At 36.2% G+C, this 20,955-nt stretch carries 15 protein-coding genes; 7 read left to right on the top strand and 8 right to left on the bottom strand.

The features are described 5' to 3' along the window. Window positions 1–27: 27 nt before the first annotated feature. The 6 genes from FHR29_RS22785 to FHR29_RS22760 all read left to right on the top strand — a co-directional run bounded on the left by FHR29_RS22785 (window position 28) and on the right by FHR29_RS22760 (window position 9,430). A complete protein-coding gene (locus FHR29_RS22785; protein ID WP_183917407.1) occupies window positions 28–678 on the top strand; it encodes an HAD family phosphatase in 651 nt (216 codons plus the stop codon). Window positions 679–769: 91 nt separating this feature from the next. Next, entirely contained in the window at window positions 770–1,270 is a 501-nt protein-coding gene (locus FHR29_RS22780; RefSeq protein ID WP_260292672.1) for a gluconate 2-dehydrogenase subunit 3 family protein, read from the top strand. Beyond that, window positions 1,271–2,986 carry a GMC oxidoreductase gene (locus FHR29_RS22775; RefSeq protein ID WP_183917405.1) on the top strand — a complete coding sequence of 572 codons (1,716 nt, stop codon included), beginning with the start codon at window positions 1,271–1,273 and terminating at the stop codon, window positions 2,984–2,986. A gap of 486 nt (window positions 2,987–3,472) precedes the next feature. Then, window positions 3,473–6,622: a TonB-dependent receptor gene (locus FHR29_RS22770; RefSeq protein ID WP_221197917.1), complete on the top strand. Its 3,150-nt coding sequence runs from the start codon at window positions 3,473–3,475 to the stop codon at window positions 6,620–6,622. 18 nt (window positions 6,623–6,640) lie between these two features. Continuing rightward, window positions 6,641–8,203: a RagB/SusD family nutrient uptake outer membrane protein gene (locus tag FHR29_RS22765; protein ID WP_183917403.1), complete on the top strand. Its 1,563-nt coding sequence runs from the start codon at window positions 6,641–6,643 to the stop codon at window positions 8,201–8,203. A gap of 51 nt (window positions 8,204–8,254) precedes the next feature. Then, complete coding sequence (locus tag FHR29_RS22760; protein ID WP_183917400.1) at window positions 8,255–9,430, top strand: glycoside hydrolase family 76 protein; 1,176 nt, start codon at window positions 8,255–8,257, stop codon at window positions 9,428–9,430. Window positions 9,431–9,472: 42 nt separating this feature from the next. Here the strand turns inward: FHR29_RS22760 and FHR29_RS22755 are convergent, their stop codons facing one another. The 6 genes from FHR29_RS22755 to FHR29_RS22730 form a co-directional block, all read right to left on the bottom strand. Further along, window positions 9,473–11,281, bottom strand: coding sequence for a M60 family metallopeptidase (locus tag FHR29_RS22755; protein WP_183917398.1), 1,809 nt, complete (start codon window positions 11,279–11,281; stop codon window positions 9,473–9,475). A gap of 104 nt (window positions 11,282–11,385) precedes the next feature. Beyond that, the gene (locus FHR29_RS22750) at window positions 11,386–12,102 is read right to left on the bottom strand and encodes a carboxypeptidase-like regulatory domain-containing protein (RefSeq protein WP_183917396.1); all 717 of its coding nucleotides are present in this window, start codon (window positions 12,100–12,102) and stop codon (window positions 11,386–11,388) included. A gap of 114 nt (window positions 12,103–12,216) precedes the next feature. Continuing rightward, the gene (gene nrdF / locus FHR29_RS22745) at window positions 12,217–13,203 is read right to left on the bottom strand and encodes a class 1b ribonucleoside-diphosphate reductase subunit beta (RefSeq protein WP_021191849.1); all 987 of its coding nucleotides are present in this window, start codon (window positions 13,201–13,203) and stop codon (window positions 12,217–12,219) included. 98 nt (window positions 13,204–13,301) lie between these two features. Beyond that, a complete protein-coding gene (gene nrdE, locus FHR29_RS22740) occupies window positions 13,302–15,407 on the bottom strand; it encodes a class 1b ribonucleoside-diphosphate reductase subunit alpha (protein ID WP_132841062.1) in 2,106 nt (701 codons plus the stop codon). Next, on the bottom strand, window positions 15,367–15,774 hold the full coding sequence (gene nrdI, locus FHR29_RS22735; RefSeq protein ID WP_132769222.1) for a class Ib ribonucleoside-diphosphate reductase assembly flavoprotein NrdI: 408 nt from the start codon (window positions 15,772–15,774) through the stop codon (window positions 15,367–15,369). Before nrdI ends, nrdE begins: the two co-directional genes overlap by 41 nt. A gap of 30 nt (window positions 15,775–15,804) precedes the next feature. After that, the gene (locus FHR29_RS22730) at window positions 15,805–16,038 is read right to left on the bottom strand and encodes a co-chaperone YbbN (protein WP_021191847.1); all 234 of its coding nucleotides are present in this window, start codon (window positions 16,036–16,038) and stop codon (window positions 15,805–15,807) included. Window positions 16,039–16,404: 366 nt separating this feature from the next. Here FHR29_RS22730 and FHR29_RS22725 point away from each other — a divergent pair, with 366 nt between their 5' ends. Continuing rightward, on the top strand, window positions 16,405–18,810 hold the full coding sequence (locus FHR29_RS22725) for a prolyl oligopeptidase family serine peptidase (protein WP_183917394.1): 2,406 nt from the start codon (window positions 16,405–16,407) through the stop codon (window positions 18,808–18,810). Window positions 18,811–18,917: 107 nt separating this feature from the next. Here the strand turns inward: FHR29_RS22725 and FHR29_RS22720 are convergent, their stop codons facing one another. Both FHR29_RS22720 and ilvA read right to left on the bottom strand, forming a co-directional pair. Beyond that, complete coding sequence (locus FHR29_RS22720; RefSeq protein WP_183917392.1) at window positions 18,918–19,436, bottom strand: DUF2911 domain-containing protein; 519 nt, start codon at window positions 19,434–19,436, stop codon at window positions 18,918–18,920. Between the two features lie 251 nt (window positions 19,437–19,687). Beyond that, window positions 19,688–20,941 (bottom strand): threonine ammonia-lyase IlvA, encoded by a 1,254-nt coding sequence (gene ilvA / locus FHR29_RS22715; protein WP_183917389.1) that lies wholly within the window; start codon window positions 20,939–20,941, stop codon window positions 19,688–19,690. Window positions 20,942–20,955 lie beyond the last annotated feature (14 nt).

Raw genomic sequence — 20,955 nt, 5'->3', positions numbered from 1 at the left:
GCTCTTTGGTTTGACTATTTTTAAAGCATGAAAGATTTAAAAGCCGTATTTTTTGATTTTGATGGGACCTTGGTGGATTCTGAACGTTTTTATTTTGAAGCATGGAAGCCAATTCTTAAGTATCATTTTTCAATTGATTTAGATTTTGAAACTTGGATTCAACATTTTGCAGGACATACTTTAGCGCGTAATCTATTGACGATGAAAGAGCTCTGGGACGTAGAGGTAAAGGAAGAATTTATGTGGAAAACCACCAGGGAAAATTATGCGCAACAAGATATGCTAAGTATACCCTTAATGCCCCATGCAAGAGAACTGATTCATTTTTTGGTTGAACAGGATATTCAGATTGGATTAGTGACTTCTAATTTTAGGCCAACTGTAGATCGCATGTTGACACATTATGATTTACATGAGCATTTTTCCTGGTTTGTAACTCGGGAGGATGTTGTTATTCCAAAACCTAATCCATCTTGTTATGAAAAAGCATTACAGTTATCGGGCTTTAGTAAGGAAGAGGTCGTTGCTATAGAAGATACTGCAACAGGCGCGAGAGCGGCAATCGATGCCGGATTGAAGTGCATTGCTGTCACCAAACAAAAAGCTGAGCGTGATCGTCTGGATTTTGCAACCTATCTTTTTTCAGACTTAAAAGAGGTTAATGCTATCCTGAGGTAGCTTTTTGCATTTTTGTTACAAAAAATTAATCGTTTTAGCTTTGTTATTTTTAATATTATCTTTAATATTACAGCAGTAAGAACACCTTATTATGATGAATCGAAGAACCCTTGTTAAGCAATTGTTTATTATTGCGGGAGGAATTGCTCTATTGCCATCTTGCCTTCGTGAACAAGGAGGGGCATCTATTGTGCTCAAAAATATTAAGTTATCTGCAACAGATGAAGATTTCCTAGCAAAATTAGCTGAAATACTGATCCCTAAGACAGACTCTCCTGGTGGATTAGAGCTGAACTTACATCTGTTTGTAATGAAAATGGTTGATGATTGTGAAAGTCCAGAAAACCAACAGGTATTTGTAAAGGGCATGCAGGCATTAAAGGACAATTCCGAATCGCAGACTCCAGAGGAGCTTTTAACCTCGATAACAACTTTGGAGGGTCAAAAGGAGGGAGATGAAGTTGCTTTTTTTAAGATATTCAAAAATCGGGCTATTCAAGGATATTTAAATTCTGAATACGTGATGAAAAACAAGTTGATATACAAATTGATTCCTGGGCCTTATCAAGCTGCGGTAAAATTGAAAGCGTAAATGGCAAATATTAATATAGACAGTCAAAAAGATAGAACCTACGATGCAATTGTGATTGGATCGGGGATTAGCGGTGGTTGGTCTGCGAAAGAATTGTGTGAAAAGGGATTAAAAACTTTGGTATTGGAGCGTGGCCGTGATGTCAAGCATATCAAAGATTATCCAACAACCAATATGAATCCCTGGGAATTTGAACATCGTAATGAGATGCCTTATGCGATCAAACAGGAGAATCCGATCGTTAGTAAATGTTATGCTTTTCATGAAGATGCTGCTCATTTTTTTGTAAAAGATAAAGAGCATCCTTATGTGCAGGACAAACCTTTTGATTGGATTCGTGGTTACCAGGTAGGTGGCAAATCGTTGTTATGGGCAAGACAGACACAGCGTTGGTCAGACTTTGATTTTGAAGGCCCAGCCCGCGATGGTTTTGCTGTTGATTGGCCGATTCGATATGCCGATTTAAAGCCATGGTACGATTATGTTGAGAAATTTGCTGGGATTGCAGGGGATAAGGATGGTTTGCCGGAATTGCCTGATGGCGAATTTTTACCCGGCTATCCGCTTAATATGGTTGAAAAATATTTCAAACAATCCGTTGCATCCAAATATCCTGAGCGGAAGGTAATTTCGGCACGTTGTGCACATCTTTCGAAGCCTAATCAGATTCATTTTGATCAGGGACGTGTGCAGTGCCAAAACCGTACATTATGTCAGCGTGGCTGTCCTTTTGGAGGCTACTTTAGCTCCAATGCGGTGACATTGCCATGGGCAGCAAAAACGGGTAATATGACCTTGCGTCCTTTTTCAGTTGTGCATTCTATTTTATATGATGAGCAAAAAGGGAAAGCTGTTGGCGTTCGTGTTATAGACACCAATACGAAGGAAGAAATCGATTTTTATGCACGCGTTATTTTTGTTAATGCGGCAGCAATTAATACAAATTTGATTTTATTGAATTCTAAATCAAATCGTTTCCCGAATGGATTGGGTAATGACTCTGGTGTATTGGGCAAATATGTTGCTTTCCATAATTATAGTGCCCGGATTTATGCGGAGTATGAAGGATTGCAGGACTATACAACGGAAGGACGAAATCCTGCGGGCGGTGGTTATATTCCACGGTTTAGAAACTTGCATAAGCAGGAAACAGATTATCTCCGCGGATATGCCGCAGGTTTTGGAGCATATCGGGGTAAAGACAGTGACCGAAGCGGAGCAGGTGAATCGTTAAAAAATAACTTACTGAATCCAAAGCTTGGAAATTGGCAGGTTGGCTCTCACATGATGGGCGAAACTATACCAAAAGAGTCTGGACAGGTAACCTTGGATACAAAGAAAATGGATGATTGGGGAATTCCTCTACTCCATATTGCTGTCGATTACGATGATAACGATGCAAAGATGAAGAAGGATTATCTCGATACAATGGAGGATATGTTCCAGACTGCTGGGTTTACAAATATCCGACGTGATGACGGTAGCCAGGCTCCAGGTCTTGATATTCATGAGATGGGTGGAGCACGAATGGGATTGGATCCTAAAACATCGATGCTGAATAAATGGAATCAAGTTCATTCTGTACCCAATGTATTTGTTACAGACGGTGCAGCAATGACTTCAACTTCTACACAAAATCCTTCTCTAACATATATGGCTTTTTCGGCCCGTGCGGTGGATTATGCTGTAAATGAGATGAAAAAAGGAAATATATAAAAAATTTTAAAGATTAAGTTTTTTGAAAAAAAAACTTAATCTTTAAAATTAAAGCACTAATTTAAACCAATCTTAATTATCACAAATTAAGATAAACCAAACCAAATATCTTTACATCCGGTTTATGATACGGCTTAAGGAATGATATTTACAATTTATTTGCTAAAACGATTAAACAAATTATGATATGATGACCAATTTATGTTCGATACTAAAATGAAAAACTGAATACCCTTTTATCCATTATAATTAACATAACTGAAGTAATAATTTTGTCTGAGTGTCTTTGAAAGGGAATTCTAGTACAATAATTTTTTACTCTAAATAGCTAAAACGATTAAACTATTATCAAGCTAAGGATACCTATGCTTGAAATTTTAGATGTACTGGCTATATAAGTTGTATAATTAAAAACCAATAAACAAACATGTTTCTTCTTTTAAACGGCTGAAACAAATAAATAAATCTAAAATCACTTTAAAAATTATGAACAAATTTGACGCAAGAACATTTTTGCAGTTGAAGAAAAATTCTAAATTGTTTTTTTCTTTAGCTGTTATTGCTGGATCTATGCAACAGGTAAATGCCTCGTCCGCTACTTTGTCGGGGTATGCGCATGTATCAAAAGCAAAAGAACTTGTTGCTAAACAAGGACAGGTTAGTGGTAAAATTGTGGACAGTAGCGGAAACCCAGTTTCGGGTGTAACGGTTTCTGTTAAAGGAACTTCCGTAGGTACCCAGACTTCTGAGACCGGTAGCTTTAGTATTAATGCGAAAGTAGGGGATATGCTGGTCATATCTTCAGTTGGATTTAAGACCGCGGAGACAAGAGTAAGTAGTACTTCAGGTTTAACCATTCGATTGGAATCTGCCGCAGATGTGCTGGATGAAGTCGTGGTAGTCGGTTATGGTACTATGCGTAAATCGGATGTGACAGGATCTATTGCAATGGTGAAAGGTGCTGATATGATTAAAGATCAAAACTTTAGTCCATTGGACAATTTAAGAGGGAAAGCATCTGGGGTGAATATTTTCTCCAATTCCAGTCAACCTGGTGCGTATGGCAATAAAGTGATCATCCGTGGTATGGCTACGATTAACTCTTCATCAAATCCATTATACGTAGTGGACGGCGTGGTGATGGAAGATTTTCAATTATTGAATCCCAATGATATTGAAAGTATTGAAGTATTAAAGGATGCGTCTTCTGCCGCAATTTATGGTGCACGTGGTGCAAATGGGGTTATTTTAGTAACTACCAAACGTGGCAATAAAGATGGAAGACGTACCATCAGTTACCAAGGTTCGGTAGGGATAAGTACTCCACAGCGTTACATGGACCTTTTAAATGCTCAGGAATGGACAGATGCATTTATGATCGGTTTAGAAAATGAAAATAAATATCAGGGAAAAACTTGGGATTTGGATCGTTCAAAATGGTTTAATGATCCGGATTACTTTGACGCTGCAGGTAAACCACTATATGATACCGATTGGCAAAAAGAAGCAACGCGTACTGCTATATCGCAAAATCATCAGCTGAATTTGCAGCAAGGAGATGAAAAATCTTCAGTAGGAGCATTTTTAAACTACACGGACCAACAAGGTATCGTCAATAGTACCTATAGTAAGCGTTTGAACGGAAAGTTAGCGTATGATTCTAAACCGACTTCTTGGTTATCCACTGCCGTTAATTTAAGTGTGAATCATACTTGGGGACAATATACGCCTGAAGATGGTGGTGGTCAAGATGCTCGCCGTACTATGATTGAAATGTTACCATGGTACCCTGTACGAGATAAATTGGGTGTGTATACGAATTCGGCTTCTTCTAAAATTTCTGATGTTTTGGGTTTTGAAGGTATGGCCAACCCTGTTTCTATTTTAGAATTGCAAAAGCGGGAGCGCTATAATACACAGATTTTCGGTAATGCTGCTTTAACATTTCACCTAGCCGATGGACTAGATTTGAAAACACAATTTGGTATTGATAATCACCAAAAAAGATATAAAGGTTACTCATCTATAACATTAAATAATATTTCCAGACCGAATGGTTGGGCTGAGAGAGATCATACCAATACTTTATATTGGCAAGAGGAAACGTACTTAACGTATAATAAGCAGTTTGATAAGCACCGCATTAATGCGATGGCCGGATTATCATGGCAGGCGCGTACCTATGATTATGATAACTCGAGAACAGAAGGTTTCTTTGATGACTTTTACGAATCAAATAACATGGGAATCGGAATTTTACCAGCAGCTCCAGGATCGAATTGGAACAAATGGGCAATGAATTCTTATTTTCTTAGAGCTTCTTATTCTTACGATAATCGTTATTCTGCGACTATTACAAGTCGTTATGATGGATCATCTAAATTTGGAAAAAATAATAAATATGCTTTTTTCCCATCAGCTGGTTTAGCCTGGAATGTCTCTAATGAAGATTTCTTGAAGGGGAATGAATCGATTAGCAACTTGAAATTTCATACAAGTTATGGCTTAACAGGTAACTCTGAGATAGATCCTTATAAATCTTTAGCTATTGTAGAGGCTGGAACAATTTTATTGAATGGTAACAGAGCTCCATATTCTTTTGTAAATGCAATTGCCAACCCTGATTTAAAATGGGAAAGGACAGCGCAATATGATGTTGGGGTTGAGTTGGGGTTATTTCAAAATCGTTTGAATTTTGATGTATCTTTTTACCATAAGAAAACAACGGATTTATTGTTAGATGCACCTGTACCAACTGCTTCAGGATTTAGCACAGTCATGAAAAACATTGGTTCTGTACAAAATCAAGGTTTAGATATGATGATTACAGGGACAGTTGTAAATAGTGAAAACTTCAGCTGGAAATCATCTTTAAACATGAATTACAATAAAAATAAAGTGTTAAAATTAGGTGAAAATAATGCTGATATTTTAATGAATAACTGGGTTGGTGGCGCTAATAGTGTAATTCGTGTTGGAGAAAATTTAAATAGTTTTTACGGTTACCGTAGATTGGGTGTTTATACACAAGAAGATGTGGATGCGGGTAATGCGACTTTAAGCCAGGTTGGAAGAGCGAAACGTACAACTGAGAAAGAAATTATTGGAAAAGGAATCCCAGATTGGACAGGTAGTTTCATCAATAATTTAAGGTATAAAAACTTTGATTTTACGTTAGATCTTCAGTTTGTGAAAGGTGTGGAAGTAATGCAACAATTTTATCACTCTACTTATGATCGTTTTGGAATTACCAATGGTTTAAAAGAGATCTTGACAGATGCGTATAATGGTACAAATCCAAATACGATGCAACAAGCAATCTACTTAACGAATGGAGGACATGCCGGTCAAGATACAAATGTGGATGATTCATGGGTAGCAGATGGTTCCTATATCAGAGTTAATTTAATTCAATTGGGGTATACTTTTAATCCGGATGTATTGAAGCGAGTGGGTATGTCTAATTTAAGGATTTATGCAAATGCAAATAATCCATTTTTATTTACATCGAGTGATTTCAAAGGATATGATCCAGAAAGTACTTCTCAAGGAACAGGGAATTTTGGTCAGAATATGACATTCTTTGCTTATCCGAGAGCGAAAACTTTTTCTTTAGGTGTGAATGTAACTTTTTAAATCGTAGAACTTATCAAAATGAAAAATAAATTAGTAATGTTGTTATTGGCGGGTGTGACATTAACAACTTCATGTAATAAATTTTTGGAAGAAGATCCAAAATCAAATCTATCGTTAGAATATTATTATCAAAATGCTGGACAGGCCGAGGGAACAATAAATTCTCTTTATCGTCGTGGAGCTCAACAGCGTATTTCTTTTGCTAGTAGTGCTTATATTGGGCCTACAGCATCTGTCAGCACAATGTTAACAGGATATTTTACCAATAGTTATGAAGGCCAAGAACGAATTTGTTTATTTTCGAGGGAATTGACTCGTCAAAATAATACAAACTTAATTTCTGGTACCATGAATACGATATGGGATGATAGTTATAAGGCTATTAATATTGCTAATGCGGGTCTAAAGTATATTCCTAATATTAACATGGCAGACGCAGCAAAAAATCGTCTGATTGGAGAAGCTAAATTTTTTAGAGCCTTTAATTATTTTTATTTAGTAAAAACATTTGGAGCAATACCTTTACCTACAACTCCTAATGAAACTTTAAAGGATGATCTTTATTTGGAACGCACACCAGCGGCGAAAGTGTATGAATTAATTGAAGCGGATCTTAAAGAAGCTGTTGAGGTATTACCTGCGGCTAAATTTGCTCAAAATGGTCATAGGATCACTAAGTATGTTGCAGCAATGACTTTGGCGAATGTATATTTACAGCAAGGAAAATTTGCAGATGCTGCTACAGCAGCTAAAATTGTTGTTAATTCAGGCCATAGCATGACTGTAAATACTGATCTAGGCATGAGTAGTGCTTATAATCGCTTACGTACTACAGATGATTTGGATGAAGTGATTTACGCACAAGAATATGATGCTAATATCAGTAGTGGTAGCTGGTGGCCAACTTATGCTTTTAATTCTTCTGCTGTATCGGTATTTGATAAATATTCGATCTTTGAACGTGTTTTTGGTCCAACAAAACAATTTTTGAATGTGTATGATACAAAAGATCTTCGTATTCAACCCAATCAATTTTTTCACTGGAAATATACAAACCCAATTAATGGTAAAGTTTGGGAATCTACTGATGCAGGTATTTGGTATTATTTTGATGAACAAGCGTTATTAACTACTGGTAAAGCAACAAAAGATTGGAACTTTTATCGTTACCCTGAAGCTTTGTTGATTGCCGCTGAAGCAATTGCTAAAAGTGGTAGTGTGACTGCTGAAGCAGCGGGCTACTTAGCGCAGGTTAAAGCTCGTGCAAATACAGAAGGTAAAACTGTTGCTCAATTTACTTCTGATTTACAAGGTTTATCTGTTGATCTTTTTGTGAAAGAATGTTGGATTGAACGCTTGAGAGAATTTCCATTAGAGTTCAAGATGTGGGATGATATTGTAAGGACGAAGATGTTTCCTGTTATCTCAACTACTGATGCTGGTAAAATAGATTTTGTACCCCTTATTGGTGCTAAAAATGCATCAGGTGCAGTATTTAAAGAGTCTGATCTTTTGTGGCCTATATCACCGGATGAAATTCAAAGAAATAATAAACTAACGCAAAACGAAGGTTATAAATAGCATAATGAGGCTGTCCAATCAAATTGGACAGCCTTTTTTAAGGATCTAATTATGAGAATATTTAGTTTTTACCTACTTTTTAGTATTACACTTTTGGCGAATGGTTTACAGGCACAGGAAAAAGTACACTTCGATGTTGCAGCTACGCAGACTATGAAACAGATTTATCATTTATTTGGAAATGTTGAAAACCAGCTTCTATTGGAAAGGTTTCCTTTTGATGAGGGTTTTAAAGCCGATTATTTGAATAACACCGAACAAGCATCGCAGCAAAAGAAATATGCTTATCTATGGCCTTTTTCGGGTAGTTTTTCAGCTGTTAATGCTTTGATGGAGTTGCCGAAGAAAAAAAGAGAATTTCAGAATATACTCGATCAAAAAGTATTGGTCGGCCTTGCGGGGTATCGTGATCAAAAACGCCTTCCTGTGGGATATGCATCATACTTAAATAACGCTCCTGTTTCCGATCGCTTTTATGATGATAATATCTGGCTCGGTATTGATTTTACGGATAGTTATTTGTCGACGAAAAAACAAGATTATCTTACTAAAGCGAAGGAAGTGTGGGCGTTTGTGATGAGCGGTGAAGATGACCTACTTGGTGGTGGTATCTACTGGTGTGAACAAAAAAAAGAATCTAAAAATGCATGTTCTAATGCTCCTGCGAGTGTATTTGCGCTTAGGATGTATGAAGCAACGAAGGATAACCACTATTTGGAAGAGGGCAGGAGACTTTACCATTGGACCAAAGAAAAATTAGAAGATCCTAATGATGGCCTTTTTTGGGATAATATGAGCTTAAATGGACATATAGATAAAGCAAAATACTCTTATAATTCGGGTCAGATGTTGCAAGCAGCGGCTTTATTGTACCGGTTGACTCAGGAGAAGCAATATTTGATGGATGCTCAAAAGCTCGGAGAAGCCTGTTATTCTTATTTTTTTCAAGATGTCACAGGACAAGAATTTAAATTGTTAAAAAACAGCAATTTATGGTTTCATGCTGTGATGATGCGGGGATTTATTAGTCTATTTGAACAAGATCATAATCCTAAGTATTTGGCAGTTTTTGCTAATAATCTGCAATATGCCTGGAACTATATGCGGGATGAAAAAGGTTTATTCTATACGGACTGGACACTTAAAGATAGGAAGGAAACGAAAGGGTTGCTAGATCAGTGTGCATTTGTAGAGATGTATGCGCGACTGGCAAAACTTGGATACTAATAAAAAAATAGGCTGATTATATCAGCCTATTTTTTTATTAAATTATAATACATTGATTCTTTTTCCATCCCATCCCACAGCCTTGACCTGTGTTGTACCTTTTGGAGTATGAACGGTTGTGCTGGAGACGTCATTAGACCCAGCTCCTACAAATGCAATTTTTACAAGTTTATCACCTGCATAGGTTTCAAATGCTACAGCATTTTTCCAAGCGCTGTTTTGAACAATGATTTTATCTTCTTTTTTCTCGAAACCAGAACCTTCGATCCCGTTTAAGGGCAGTCTATTTTTATAAATTGAAGTGCTGTTTGCAGTAATATAATGTAATACCGGTGTGGAAGGTTTCTTATACTTAGATGCATACTGTTTTACGGCTGCAATATCAGCTGCTGTGATGGTCATCTGTGCGCAGGTATAATCATCTACCCAAAGGTCAATAGGGATAAGCATTCCAGACTGTTCAAAGAAATCTGTGAGATCTAATTTTGACGCATCACATGCGTTTTTGATAAACTCGAGCTGGTAGTATGCGTCTTGTTTAGTTGCTGTTGCTGGAGCATTAATTGCTTTCGTAAAGATATCACCATAAAAGTTTTTGTTCTCCCATGAATTTCCTTTTCCTGCGACATTGAAGTACAGCTGTAATTGCCAAAGTGGAACTAGTTTTACGAAGTGATCTCCGCCCCAATCACGTGGACGTTGGCGATCCCACCTGTCTGGGCCGGCTTGTGTTAACCAGGGTTGACGGTGTACAAATGCAGATTCCATATAAGCAGTGATACGGCCTCCAATTTTAGGTTCATCATAGTCTTTTAAGCGTTCTCGTTCTAATTTGGGACTATGGCTGTTATACGTATATTGTGTCCATACGGAATAGATGTTATTGGTTACCTCTGTTGTACCTACCCATTTCATATTAGGCCTTACTTGGTTGACATGACCAAACTCATGCGCTACTCCCCAAGAATTTTTCCTAAGATTAGCCACATTTGCGACATCTTTCATGGTATTATCGTGAAATGCAGCGCCGATACCATCAGCATGCATAAATCCTTGCCAGATAACACGGCCAAACATTCTGTTCTTCGGAACTCTTTTTGTTTGTGTCAACCCCATGATTTGGTGCTGGATACCAATTATAGAATCATAAAGTTGGATCAGTTCTACGCCTTGATGGGGTGCATTTTCTTGTAATGATTTTACCGAATATGCAAGTTGTACTTGTTTTCCTACAATATCTAAGATGGGTCCAGAAGCATTTCCTAGCATACGATCCCAATCTTTATTGGTATGCTTACCTCGTTCAAATACATCATTCACTTTTCCACCAAGTATGTGAATGTTGATCTTTTTTGAAGATACTTTGTCTTCTGTGAAATATTGAATGTAAGCATTTCCTTTATTTTCAATTTTCAAAGCATTATAGCCTTCTTTTAGATTGTAGTCTTTTTGTTTGAAGTTTTTATCATCCCAGTTTGTTACGCGTAGCGCAATAGTGCTTCCATTGGTTTTTCCAACCCATACAATAGCTTCATCTCCTGCTGTGAAGTAAATACCAGTAGGATTTTCATATTGGGAGTAAGGGCTTGTTTTAAGTCGCTTGCTTAGGCTATTGGGAGATTGATAATTTGTATAAGCGCGTAAACGTTTTTGAATGGGGTAAGATCCCTCTTTTAATTGTCTAGCAGCCTGCTTTAATATCAAATTATTGATATTTTCAATGTCCTGATCTCTGGCATTCTTTTTTAATTGACTGTAATCGTCTTTTGCAAATACTTGGCTATACTGTTGCTGAGCGTAAGACTGTACAGTTATTACAGTTATCAATAAAAAAGTAAATAGTTTATTCATCGTTATTGAATTGGTTTGAAGGTAATTTCAAATATAATCCAAAAGATAGCTTTATTTATGACCTTCATTTAAGACAAACGATTGTGTAATATAGGTTTTACTATTTATAATTTTTTCCATATTTCTTCGGTTACCCACACGGAGTTTGGAAGTTGATATTTCACTCTTATCTGGTGGTCTTTTTCTGTTTTGGAATAAAATAAGATATTGGTTATCCCTTGCAGTGATTTATCATATGAATAATCGATGTCTTCATATATCTGATTATTTAATGCTGTAAATCTACCTGATAATTGTTTGGATCCATTTGAACTGGTAATTATGAAGGATCGATCTGCGTTATACTCTTTTATATTTCCAAAAGAAGTTTTTCTCTTGGTACTGTGCTCTGTCCCATCGGATAGAATCCGAATGTTAGTGATTTCAAGAAGTTTCCATTTACCGACTAAAAGTTTATCAAATCCTGCTGAAACAATGACTTCTTCCAGTTGATTGGCGGGCCTTGGTATTAATTTTAAAGTTGTTATCTCGTGAGTAAGATCGCTGGTTTTTATAGTGAGCATGTTATAATTGAGATGCGATATTCGTATATTTTTACTTTGTGTATTTCCTAGACGTGCAATTCCATTTTCATCCGAAACGGTTCCATTATTTTCCTCTTCTAAAAATATACTTGCTTTGGGTATGGGGTGTGATGTTGTGGCATCAAGCAGAATAATTTTTTTTAATTGGGCTTGGCACAGATGGGTGCAACATAAGTATATAATTAAAAAGCTTAGAAATACAAGTGTGCCTGAAGGCTGTTTTTGCAATGTGGTCATAATCGTCAGGTTTAGGTTATCTACCTGTATGACTACGACGGATTCAATTAGTTTAAAATAAAAATTCCCTTTACATAATCTGTAAAGGGAATCGCTATAATGGAATTTAGATAGTTATACGTTGACCGTAGCATCCATTTTAAAATCGTCATCTTTCAAGTGTACGATTTCCATTGATTTTTCGTAGTTTGTTGATTTCTTCGAGAAGAAGTCATGTTGCGTTGTTTCTGTATTTAGGCCATTTAAAACAATTGGGTTCACCTGCTTCACTTCAAAGATCGGATCAAATCCAAGATTCATTAATGCCTTATTACCGTTGTAACGAACATATTCTTTTACCTCTGCTGTTAAACCAACTTCGGTATAGATTTCCTCTGTATATTTCATCTCGTTATCGAACAATTCGTTCAATAAATTGATGAATTTCTGTTTCACTTCTTCTTGATTTTTTAGTTTTTTGAAGACTTCTTGTGCCATTAATCCAACGAAAACACCGTGGATAGACTCATCGGCAATAATTTTTTTGATGATATCTGCTGAAGCAACCATTTGTCCTTGACCACATAACCACAATGGTAAGAAGAAACCTGAATAAAATAGAAATGACTCAAGAAGCACTGAAGCTGCCAGTGTCATAAATAATTCTTCATTTGTTGGATTCTTTTTGTCTAATACATGGTAATAAGAGTCAATGGTGGATGCTTTGAATTGCAAAAATTTATTTTGTTCAACCCAACCAAAAATATCATTGATTTCGTTTGTAGTAGATACCGTTGTAAAAATAGTCGAATATGATTTTGCGTGGATCGCCTCCATCATACACATATACGATAATACAGCCTTATTTTGTAACGATTCTGTATGTTCGATGATTTTTGGCATTCCTGTATGGCTCTGTAAAGTATCTAACAAAGTCAATCCGCCCAATGCTTTTTTGTAGCATTCTTTCATTTCCCAGCTTAATCCTTTCCAACTATCAATATCTTTTGAAGGGATATATTCGGTATCAATCCAGAATTGTCTAATATTTTGCTCCCAAAACATCAAGGCATAATCATTATCTGGCGTATTCCAGTTTACAGCAGTATATTGTTTACTCATTATTTTACAGCGAGAATTATTGAATGTATATGTTAATAGCGCTATTCAAAAGTTTTAATAACTTTTGAATAGCTTATGGGTTTTATTTTAAATGAAGTTTATGCTGAACAAGAAACACAATCTTCAATAGATGACTTACGTGTACGCGTATAATACAATGATTTTAATCCTAATTTATGTGCATAAATGTAGTATCTAGATAGATCACGTGTATTATCTTTAGAATTTGTATGTAAAATAGTACTTACTCCTTGATCAATGTGACGTTGGATTACAGATACTAATTTAAGTACCTTGAATTGATCCATGTCGTATGCCGATTTGAAGTAGAAGTAATTATCATTTGTCAAATAAGGCATTGGGTAATAGGTTGTACTATCTCCATATTCGCGAACTTCGATGATATCCACAATCGGCATAACAGAAGCGGTTGCGTTCATGATATAAGATGTAGATTGGTTCGGTGCAATAGCCAAACGATAAGCATGATAAATACCGTGCTCTTGAACTTCTGCTTTCAATTTTTCCCAATCTTCAATTGTTGGAATATGTACTCCTTCAAATAATTCTTTAACCTTATCTGTTTTTGGCAAATAATCGCGTTCTGTATATGTGTTGAAATATGATCCATCTGCATAAGCTGACTTTTCAAATCCTACAAATGTTCTTTGACGGTCACGTGCGATTTCCATCGATGCTTCCAAAGAGTAGAAGTTCATCATCATAAAGAATGCATTGGCAAAGTCTAATGCTTCCTCCGATTCGTACATAATAAAGCTTTTCGCTAAATAACCATGTAGATTCATAGCTCCAAGTCCTACTGAATGTAATTCTTTATTTGCTTTGGCGATAGAAGGAACCATTTTGATATCTGTTACATCAGATACCATTGTTAAAGCACGCATTGCTAATTTAACAGATTCTTTAACACGCTTATTATCCATTACGGTAGCAATATTCAAGGAACCTAAGTTACACGAGATACCATATTTGATTTGATCTTCTTCTCCGTAGATATTTATTTCTGAAACTTCAGACACCTGCATGATCTCAGTACATAAGTTTGAGAATTTTACTTTACCAATGCCATTCAATGCATGAGCACGGTTGGTGTTTTCTTTGTAGAAGATATAAGGATAGCCGGACTCTTTTTGTGTCTGTGCAACCTTTACTAACATGTGACGGGCGTTGATTTTCTTTTTCTTGATATTCGGATTGGTAATCAACTCTTCGTACATCTTGTCCATATCCATTTCATCCAATGGAATGCCGTATTCCAGCATCACAGTATGTGGATATATTAAGTAACAGGCTTCATCTTTTTCAGCTAATTCCATGAATTTATCAGGAATAATGATACCTATAGAAAGGGATTTGATACGTACTTTCTCATCCACATTGATTTTTTTACAGTCTAAGAACTCTTCAATGTCAGCATGAAAAATGTTTAAGTATACAGCTCCAGCACCAGGACGCTGACCCAGTTGGTTGGCATATGAGAAAGTATCTTCCATGATTTTCATGATTGGAAGAACACCTCCTGCGCGACCTTCAACTCCTTTGATGGCTTCGCCACGAGCACGAATTTTCGAGATATTGAATGAAACTCCGCCTCCGATGGAAGATAATTTCATTGCTGAATCAACCGCATAGCCGATACCATTTAAATTGTCACCAATTTCATCTAAGAAACAAGAAACCAATTCTCCAGAACGTTTTTTACCTGCATTTAAGAATGTTGGTGTTGCTGGTTGATATTCTTGATTGATGAATAATTCGGCATAAGCAATTGCTTTTTCTACACCTTCGTGACGCGCTAAAAATAAAGCTACTGCTACGACACGGTCTTCATAACGTTCTAAGAACTTTTCTCCAGAATCGTCTCTTAACGCATAGCTTTGGAAAAATTTAAACGCAGCCATGAAAGAGGCAAAGCGGAATTTTTTTGCGAAAACAAAATTATAGACCGTTTCCATTTCTTCGTATGTAAACCATTCGTAGAAATTGATATAGTAATTTTGCTCAATTAAGTAATCGATTTTTTCTTTTAAAGTATAAAAGAACACCGTGTTCTTATTTACATACTCTAAAAAATAGGCACGTACGGCCTCTTTATCTTTATGTAAGCTAAACTCGTCATCATGTTTAATCATGATTTCGTTGTTAAGCAATATCCAGTTTTTTGCTACCTCGTTTGCTACCATCGCAGTTGTTCTTTATGATGTCAATAAATTGGTTAATATCCTCCATTGTACCAGACAATTCAAATTTGAAAGCCAATGGGATGTCAAAGTCAGCTGAAATTTTATCAGCGGCAAGTCCAAAGTTCTGTCCCCAGTTGCGGTTCCCGCTCGAAGTGACCGAATATATTTTAGACGCGTTTGCTGTCATAAATATGCGGGTCGTTTCGGGCATTTGTCCGAAATTAGTTGTGAACGTTACGAGATGCCCCGATTCTTCAGCAATAAGATCTGCGGTTATTTTATGAGCATGCCAGCCTGTGATTTGGGTAAGCTTGTCCATAAAACGTTGCACATTTCCAGTTTTGCTATCGTAATAAATATGTATCATGGATTATAAAAATTTGATACCAGATTATTATTATAATGCGATCGCTCCTAATTCTTCAGGCTTAAATCCAATGATACGGTGTTGAATTTCGTCATTTTCCAAAACGATTACGGTCGGAACTGTGCGAACTTTAAATTTTGCAGCTAAATCTGGTTGGTCAAATGGGTTGATAGACTCATATTTGATACCTTTTTGATCTAGATATGCAGATACTTGCGCACAAGGTGCACAATCGTTTTTCTCGAATTTGATGATTCTTGCCATGATTATACTTAAATTTAAAAATCGCGCTTCCTAAAAGAAGGCGAGTTGAGTTGAATGATTTTAACAAGTTTGAGAAGCCTAATTTCCCAACTCTAACAAATATCATAAATTTAATTTGAAGCTGTAATTTGACTTTTCCACATTGGTGGAAAAAAATGATCGATATAGGGCTTTGCGCATGCGGAATATTTGTATTCGCTTGGTTATCAATATTAATTTAATGTTGATAACTTTAGAAGATAGAAAATATCTGTATTTTAAGAATGTTTTTTTAGTCTAATATTTATGTCATAAAGTGACTACACTTTCTTGGTTTAATCTAATAATTTACTATATTTTGACAGCTTATTATATTAAAATATATATATGAAAAAATTACTTTGCGGTTTACTATTTTTATTATCTCTGGAAGCCTCCGCTCAAGAGAATGTCACTTTCCAAAAACCTTCTTCCGAAATTTTAGCCTTAGCTGATTTTATACGCCCTCCACAGATACGAATATCAAATGATCATAATTGGATCTTATTTTTATATCGACCTACTTATAAGTCTTTGGCAGAATTGGGGCAGGAAGAGATGAAGCTGGCCGGTCTTCGTATCAATCCCTCAACAAATGTTGAAAGTGCAGAAACCTTCTTTAATAAATTTTCTTTAAAGAAAATTGCTGATGATAAGGAGATTACAGATTTTAGAGGCATGCCTGCTAATCCTTCATTGGCAAATTTAACGTTTTCACCAGATAATACGAAATTAGCTTTTACCAATACAAATACTACCGGTACGGCTTTATTTATATTAGATTTAAAATCATTGCAGGTCAAACAATTGACATCATATGTGTTGAATACGTTATTAGATGCACCTTATAAATGGTTCCGTAATTCTGAACGTTTGTTGATTTCAACACTACCAGTAAATAGAATAAAATTAATTGACCAAACAAAAGATTTGCCGACGGGACCAGTTGTTTCGACAAGTGATGGACAGGTGTCGCAATTGAGAACATATCAGGATTTGTTGAAAAATCCACAGGATGAGACTAATTTTGAAACGTTGGTTCAGTCTGAATTACAAATTGTAGATCTAGAAGGTGCAGTTCAAAAGTTTAGTGATAAAGCAATTTTTGCCGGGACCTCTTTTTCTCCAAATGGCGAATATATTTTAGTGAATACGATTAAAAAGCCTTATTCTTATATTGTACCTTATTCTAGATTTCCCCAGGAAACAGCTATTTACGACCTGACAGGGAAATTAATTACGAAGGTGAATGATGTTCCTTTGATAGAAGTTATGCCTAAGGGTTTTTCTGCTACACGTACAGGCCGTCGGAATTTGCATTGGAGAGATGATAAACCGGCAACTTTAGCCTATGTTGAGGCTTTGGACGGTGGTGATCCTGGGAAGAATGTTGAATTCCGTGATGCTTTGTATACATTGGACTTTCCTTTTACCTCATCCCCTAAATTGATCACCAAAACCAAAGATCGCTTTGCTGGTGTCATCTGGGGAAATGATGAATATGCAATGGTCAGTTCGCAATGGTATGATACCCGTAATGTGAAAACATTTTTGATTAATCCAAGTTCTGGAGCGTCAAAATTGATTAATGACCGCAATAGCCAAGATATCTACAATGATCCTGGGGATGTGTTTAAGGCACGTAATAACTTTGGAACGTATCCGATGTCAATTCAAAATGATAAAGTGTTTTTAATAGGGAAGGGATTTACAAAGGAAGGGGAATTTCCTTTTGTGGATGAGCTGGATCTAAAGAGTTTAAAGAAAAAAAGACTTTACACCGCTAAAAAATCAGATCTTCAAGAACGTATTATTCAGCTTATTGATCCGAAAACGGGAGACATGATGGTTTCTCTGCAATCTGCTTCGATGTTCCCAAATTATTTCAAAAAGAATATTAAAACAGGAAAACAAAAGGCATTGACACAGTTGGAAAATCCATTTACTAATTTAGAAAAAGTACACAAAGAGATCTTGAATTATAAACGTAAAGATGGTGTTGATCTTTCAGGTACGTTATACCTGCCTGCAGGTTACGATTTTAAGAATAAGGAAAAACTTCCTTTGTTGATCTGGGCTTATCCAAGAGAATATAAAGATAAGAATACAGCTGGCCAAAGTACTGCAAACCCGAAAGAATTTACCTATCCGAGTTATGGATCATTTATTTATTGGGTGTCTAAAGGGTATGCCGTATTGGATAATGCCGCATTCCCAATTGTTGGCGAGGGTACTCAGGAACCAAATGATACTTTTATTGAACAGCTTGTTGCGAATGGTGCAGCGGCAATCGATGCGGTCGATAGTTTAGGCTATATTGATAGAAAGAAAGTGGCTGTTGGAGGACATTCTTACGGTGCTTTTATGACCGCACATCTTTTATCTAATTCAAATTTATTTGCTGCCGGAATAGCAAGATCTGGTGCTTATAATCGTACGTTAACTCCTTTTGGATTTCAAAGCGAACAACGTAACTTTTGGGATGACCCACAACTGTATATGACCATGTCTCCATTTGTAAGTGCTGATAAGATGAAAACTCCTTTATTACTTGTACATGGGGGGGCAGATAATAATCCGGGTACCTTTACATTACAGACGGAGCGTTATTTCCAAGCATTGAAAAATCTTGGAGCTCCTGTTCGTATGGTTATTTTACCGCGTGAGGCACATGGTTATGTTGCAAAGGAGAATATTTTCCACCTATTGTGGGAACAGGATAAGTTTTTAGAAAAATATTTAAAAAACAAATAACCCTTAGTAAAAAGCCAGATAGAAATTATCTGGCTTTTTTAATACTTATGCGTTTTTAACGCATGTCAAATGTTATTTTACTGTTTGATCTCTTTTGAAATTCTTAATTAGCGTACAGCTTTTACTTGTACTGGTAGTAAATGATCGCCCCATATTAATGCAATTTTACCAGACTTATCCACATCAATTTTAAATTGTTCCTGTGGTGTAGTGCTTGTTGAATTTCTAACATTTACGCGTAATGCATCTTGTGCTTGATCATATTTTGTTCCCCATTGATTCCATGTTTTATTGAAAATAACAATTGTTTCTTGTTCACCGGGAATAGTATATAAGCTATATTTTCCTTTTGTTAATTTCTTACCTTCAATAAGGACGTCTTTATCAAATGCTACTGTTGTTGCTTCATTTGCACCCGTACGCCATATTTCTCCAACTTTGACAATATCAACACCAATTTGTCTACCTTTTAAAGATGGACGGCTGTAGTTTACATCAATGGTTACACCATCACTAGTAGTGACTTTAACACTATCAGGTGGGCTAGGTCTCTTGGTTTTATCAGTTTGTCCAAATACAGTGGTACAAATGATCGTTAACATAAATAAGATAGCTGTTGTTTTCATAATATTTTTTAATTAAATATACATAAAAATTTAAAGTAAAAAATTGATAGTAAGCTTTTTAAAGTAATTTCTTGTATTTAGAGATATCGATGCCACAATTTTAGTTTTGTTGATCCATAGGTAGATCGTATGGTAAAGTTTTGGTATAAATGAGGAATAGTTGTACTTGGAGAAGGCTATAAATAAATTTTAATACAAAAAGGGGAATATGTGTTTTGCATATTCCCCTTTTATTTTTTCTCATTAAGCACTTAAACGAGGTATTCAAATAAGGTTTGATCTTTATTTAATTCGATATATTCAAATTTGTTTTCTGTCATTCTTTGTAACAACGATTGGTAATCTGCCGGGTTGTTTAGTTCGATACCAATCAAGGCTGGACCACGCTCACGTTCGGTTTTTTTGATAAATTCGAAACGGGTAATATCATCTTTGGGGCTTAATACCTCGGATACGAATAGTTTTAATGCTCCTGGGCGATTTGGAAAACGTACAATAAAGTAATGTTTATATCCTTCATATAAGAGTGATAATTCTTGGATTTCACTCATACGGTTGATATCATTATTGCCTCCTGAAATAATACAGACAACTTTTTTTCCTTTTATTTCATCTTTATGAAACTCTAATGCCGCTACCGAAAGCGCTCCGGCAGGTTCAACGACGATTGCATCTTTATTATATAGCTCTAATATGCAGGTACAGATTTTTCCTTCTGGGATCGATCGGATATCATCTAAATATTCGCGGCTGATCTCGAATGTAAGGTCTCCAACTTTTTGAACAGCAGCACCATCGACAAATTTATTGATCTTCTCGAGTTCGACAGGTTTTCCCGCTGTAAATGCCGCCTGCATAGAAGCTGCTCCTTGTGGCTCTACACCATAGCATTTGATATTGGGATTTTTGTTTTTTAAATAGTAGCTCGTTCCTGCAGAAAGTCCACCACCACCGATTGGAATAAAAACAGCATTAACATCTGGTAAGTCTTGTAAGATTTCTACGGCTACTGTTCCCTGTCCTTCAATAACCTTTGGATCATCAAAAGGAGGAATGAAGGTCATGTTATTTTCTTCAGTATAAATGCGAGCCGCTTTCTGACAGTCATCAAAAGTATCTCCGGTCAATATAATTTCGATATTGCCATTGCCCCACATTTCTGTTTGTGTTATTTTTTGTTTTGGTGTCGGGCCGGGCATAAAAATAACACCTTTAATATCGAGCTTTTTACAAGAGAAGGCAACTCCCTGTGCATGATTGCCAGCACTTGCACAAACGACACCACGCTGCTGCTCTTCTTGGCTCAGTGAAATTATTTTATTATATGCTCCTCTTAATTTGTATGATCTAACGATTTGCAGGTCTTCTCGTTTCAGATAGACATCTGCGCCATATTTCTCAGAAAGATAAGTGTTGTATTGCAAAGCTGTGCGATTGACGACGTCCTTGATACGATGGTAAGTGCTTTCTGAGTCGATTTGTAAATTAGAAAAATCTAAACTCATTTTGTTCTATTATG

Origin of the sequence: Sphingobacterium sp. JUb56, assembly GCF_014191365.1 — a bacterium.
GTDB lineage: Bacteria > Bacteroidota > Bacteroidia > Sphingobacteriales > Sphingobacteriaceae > Sphingobacterium > Sphingobacterium anhuiense.
The sequence above is the reverse complement of the archived record's forward strand: the minus strand, read 5'-3'. Positions and strand labels throughout refer to the sequence as shown.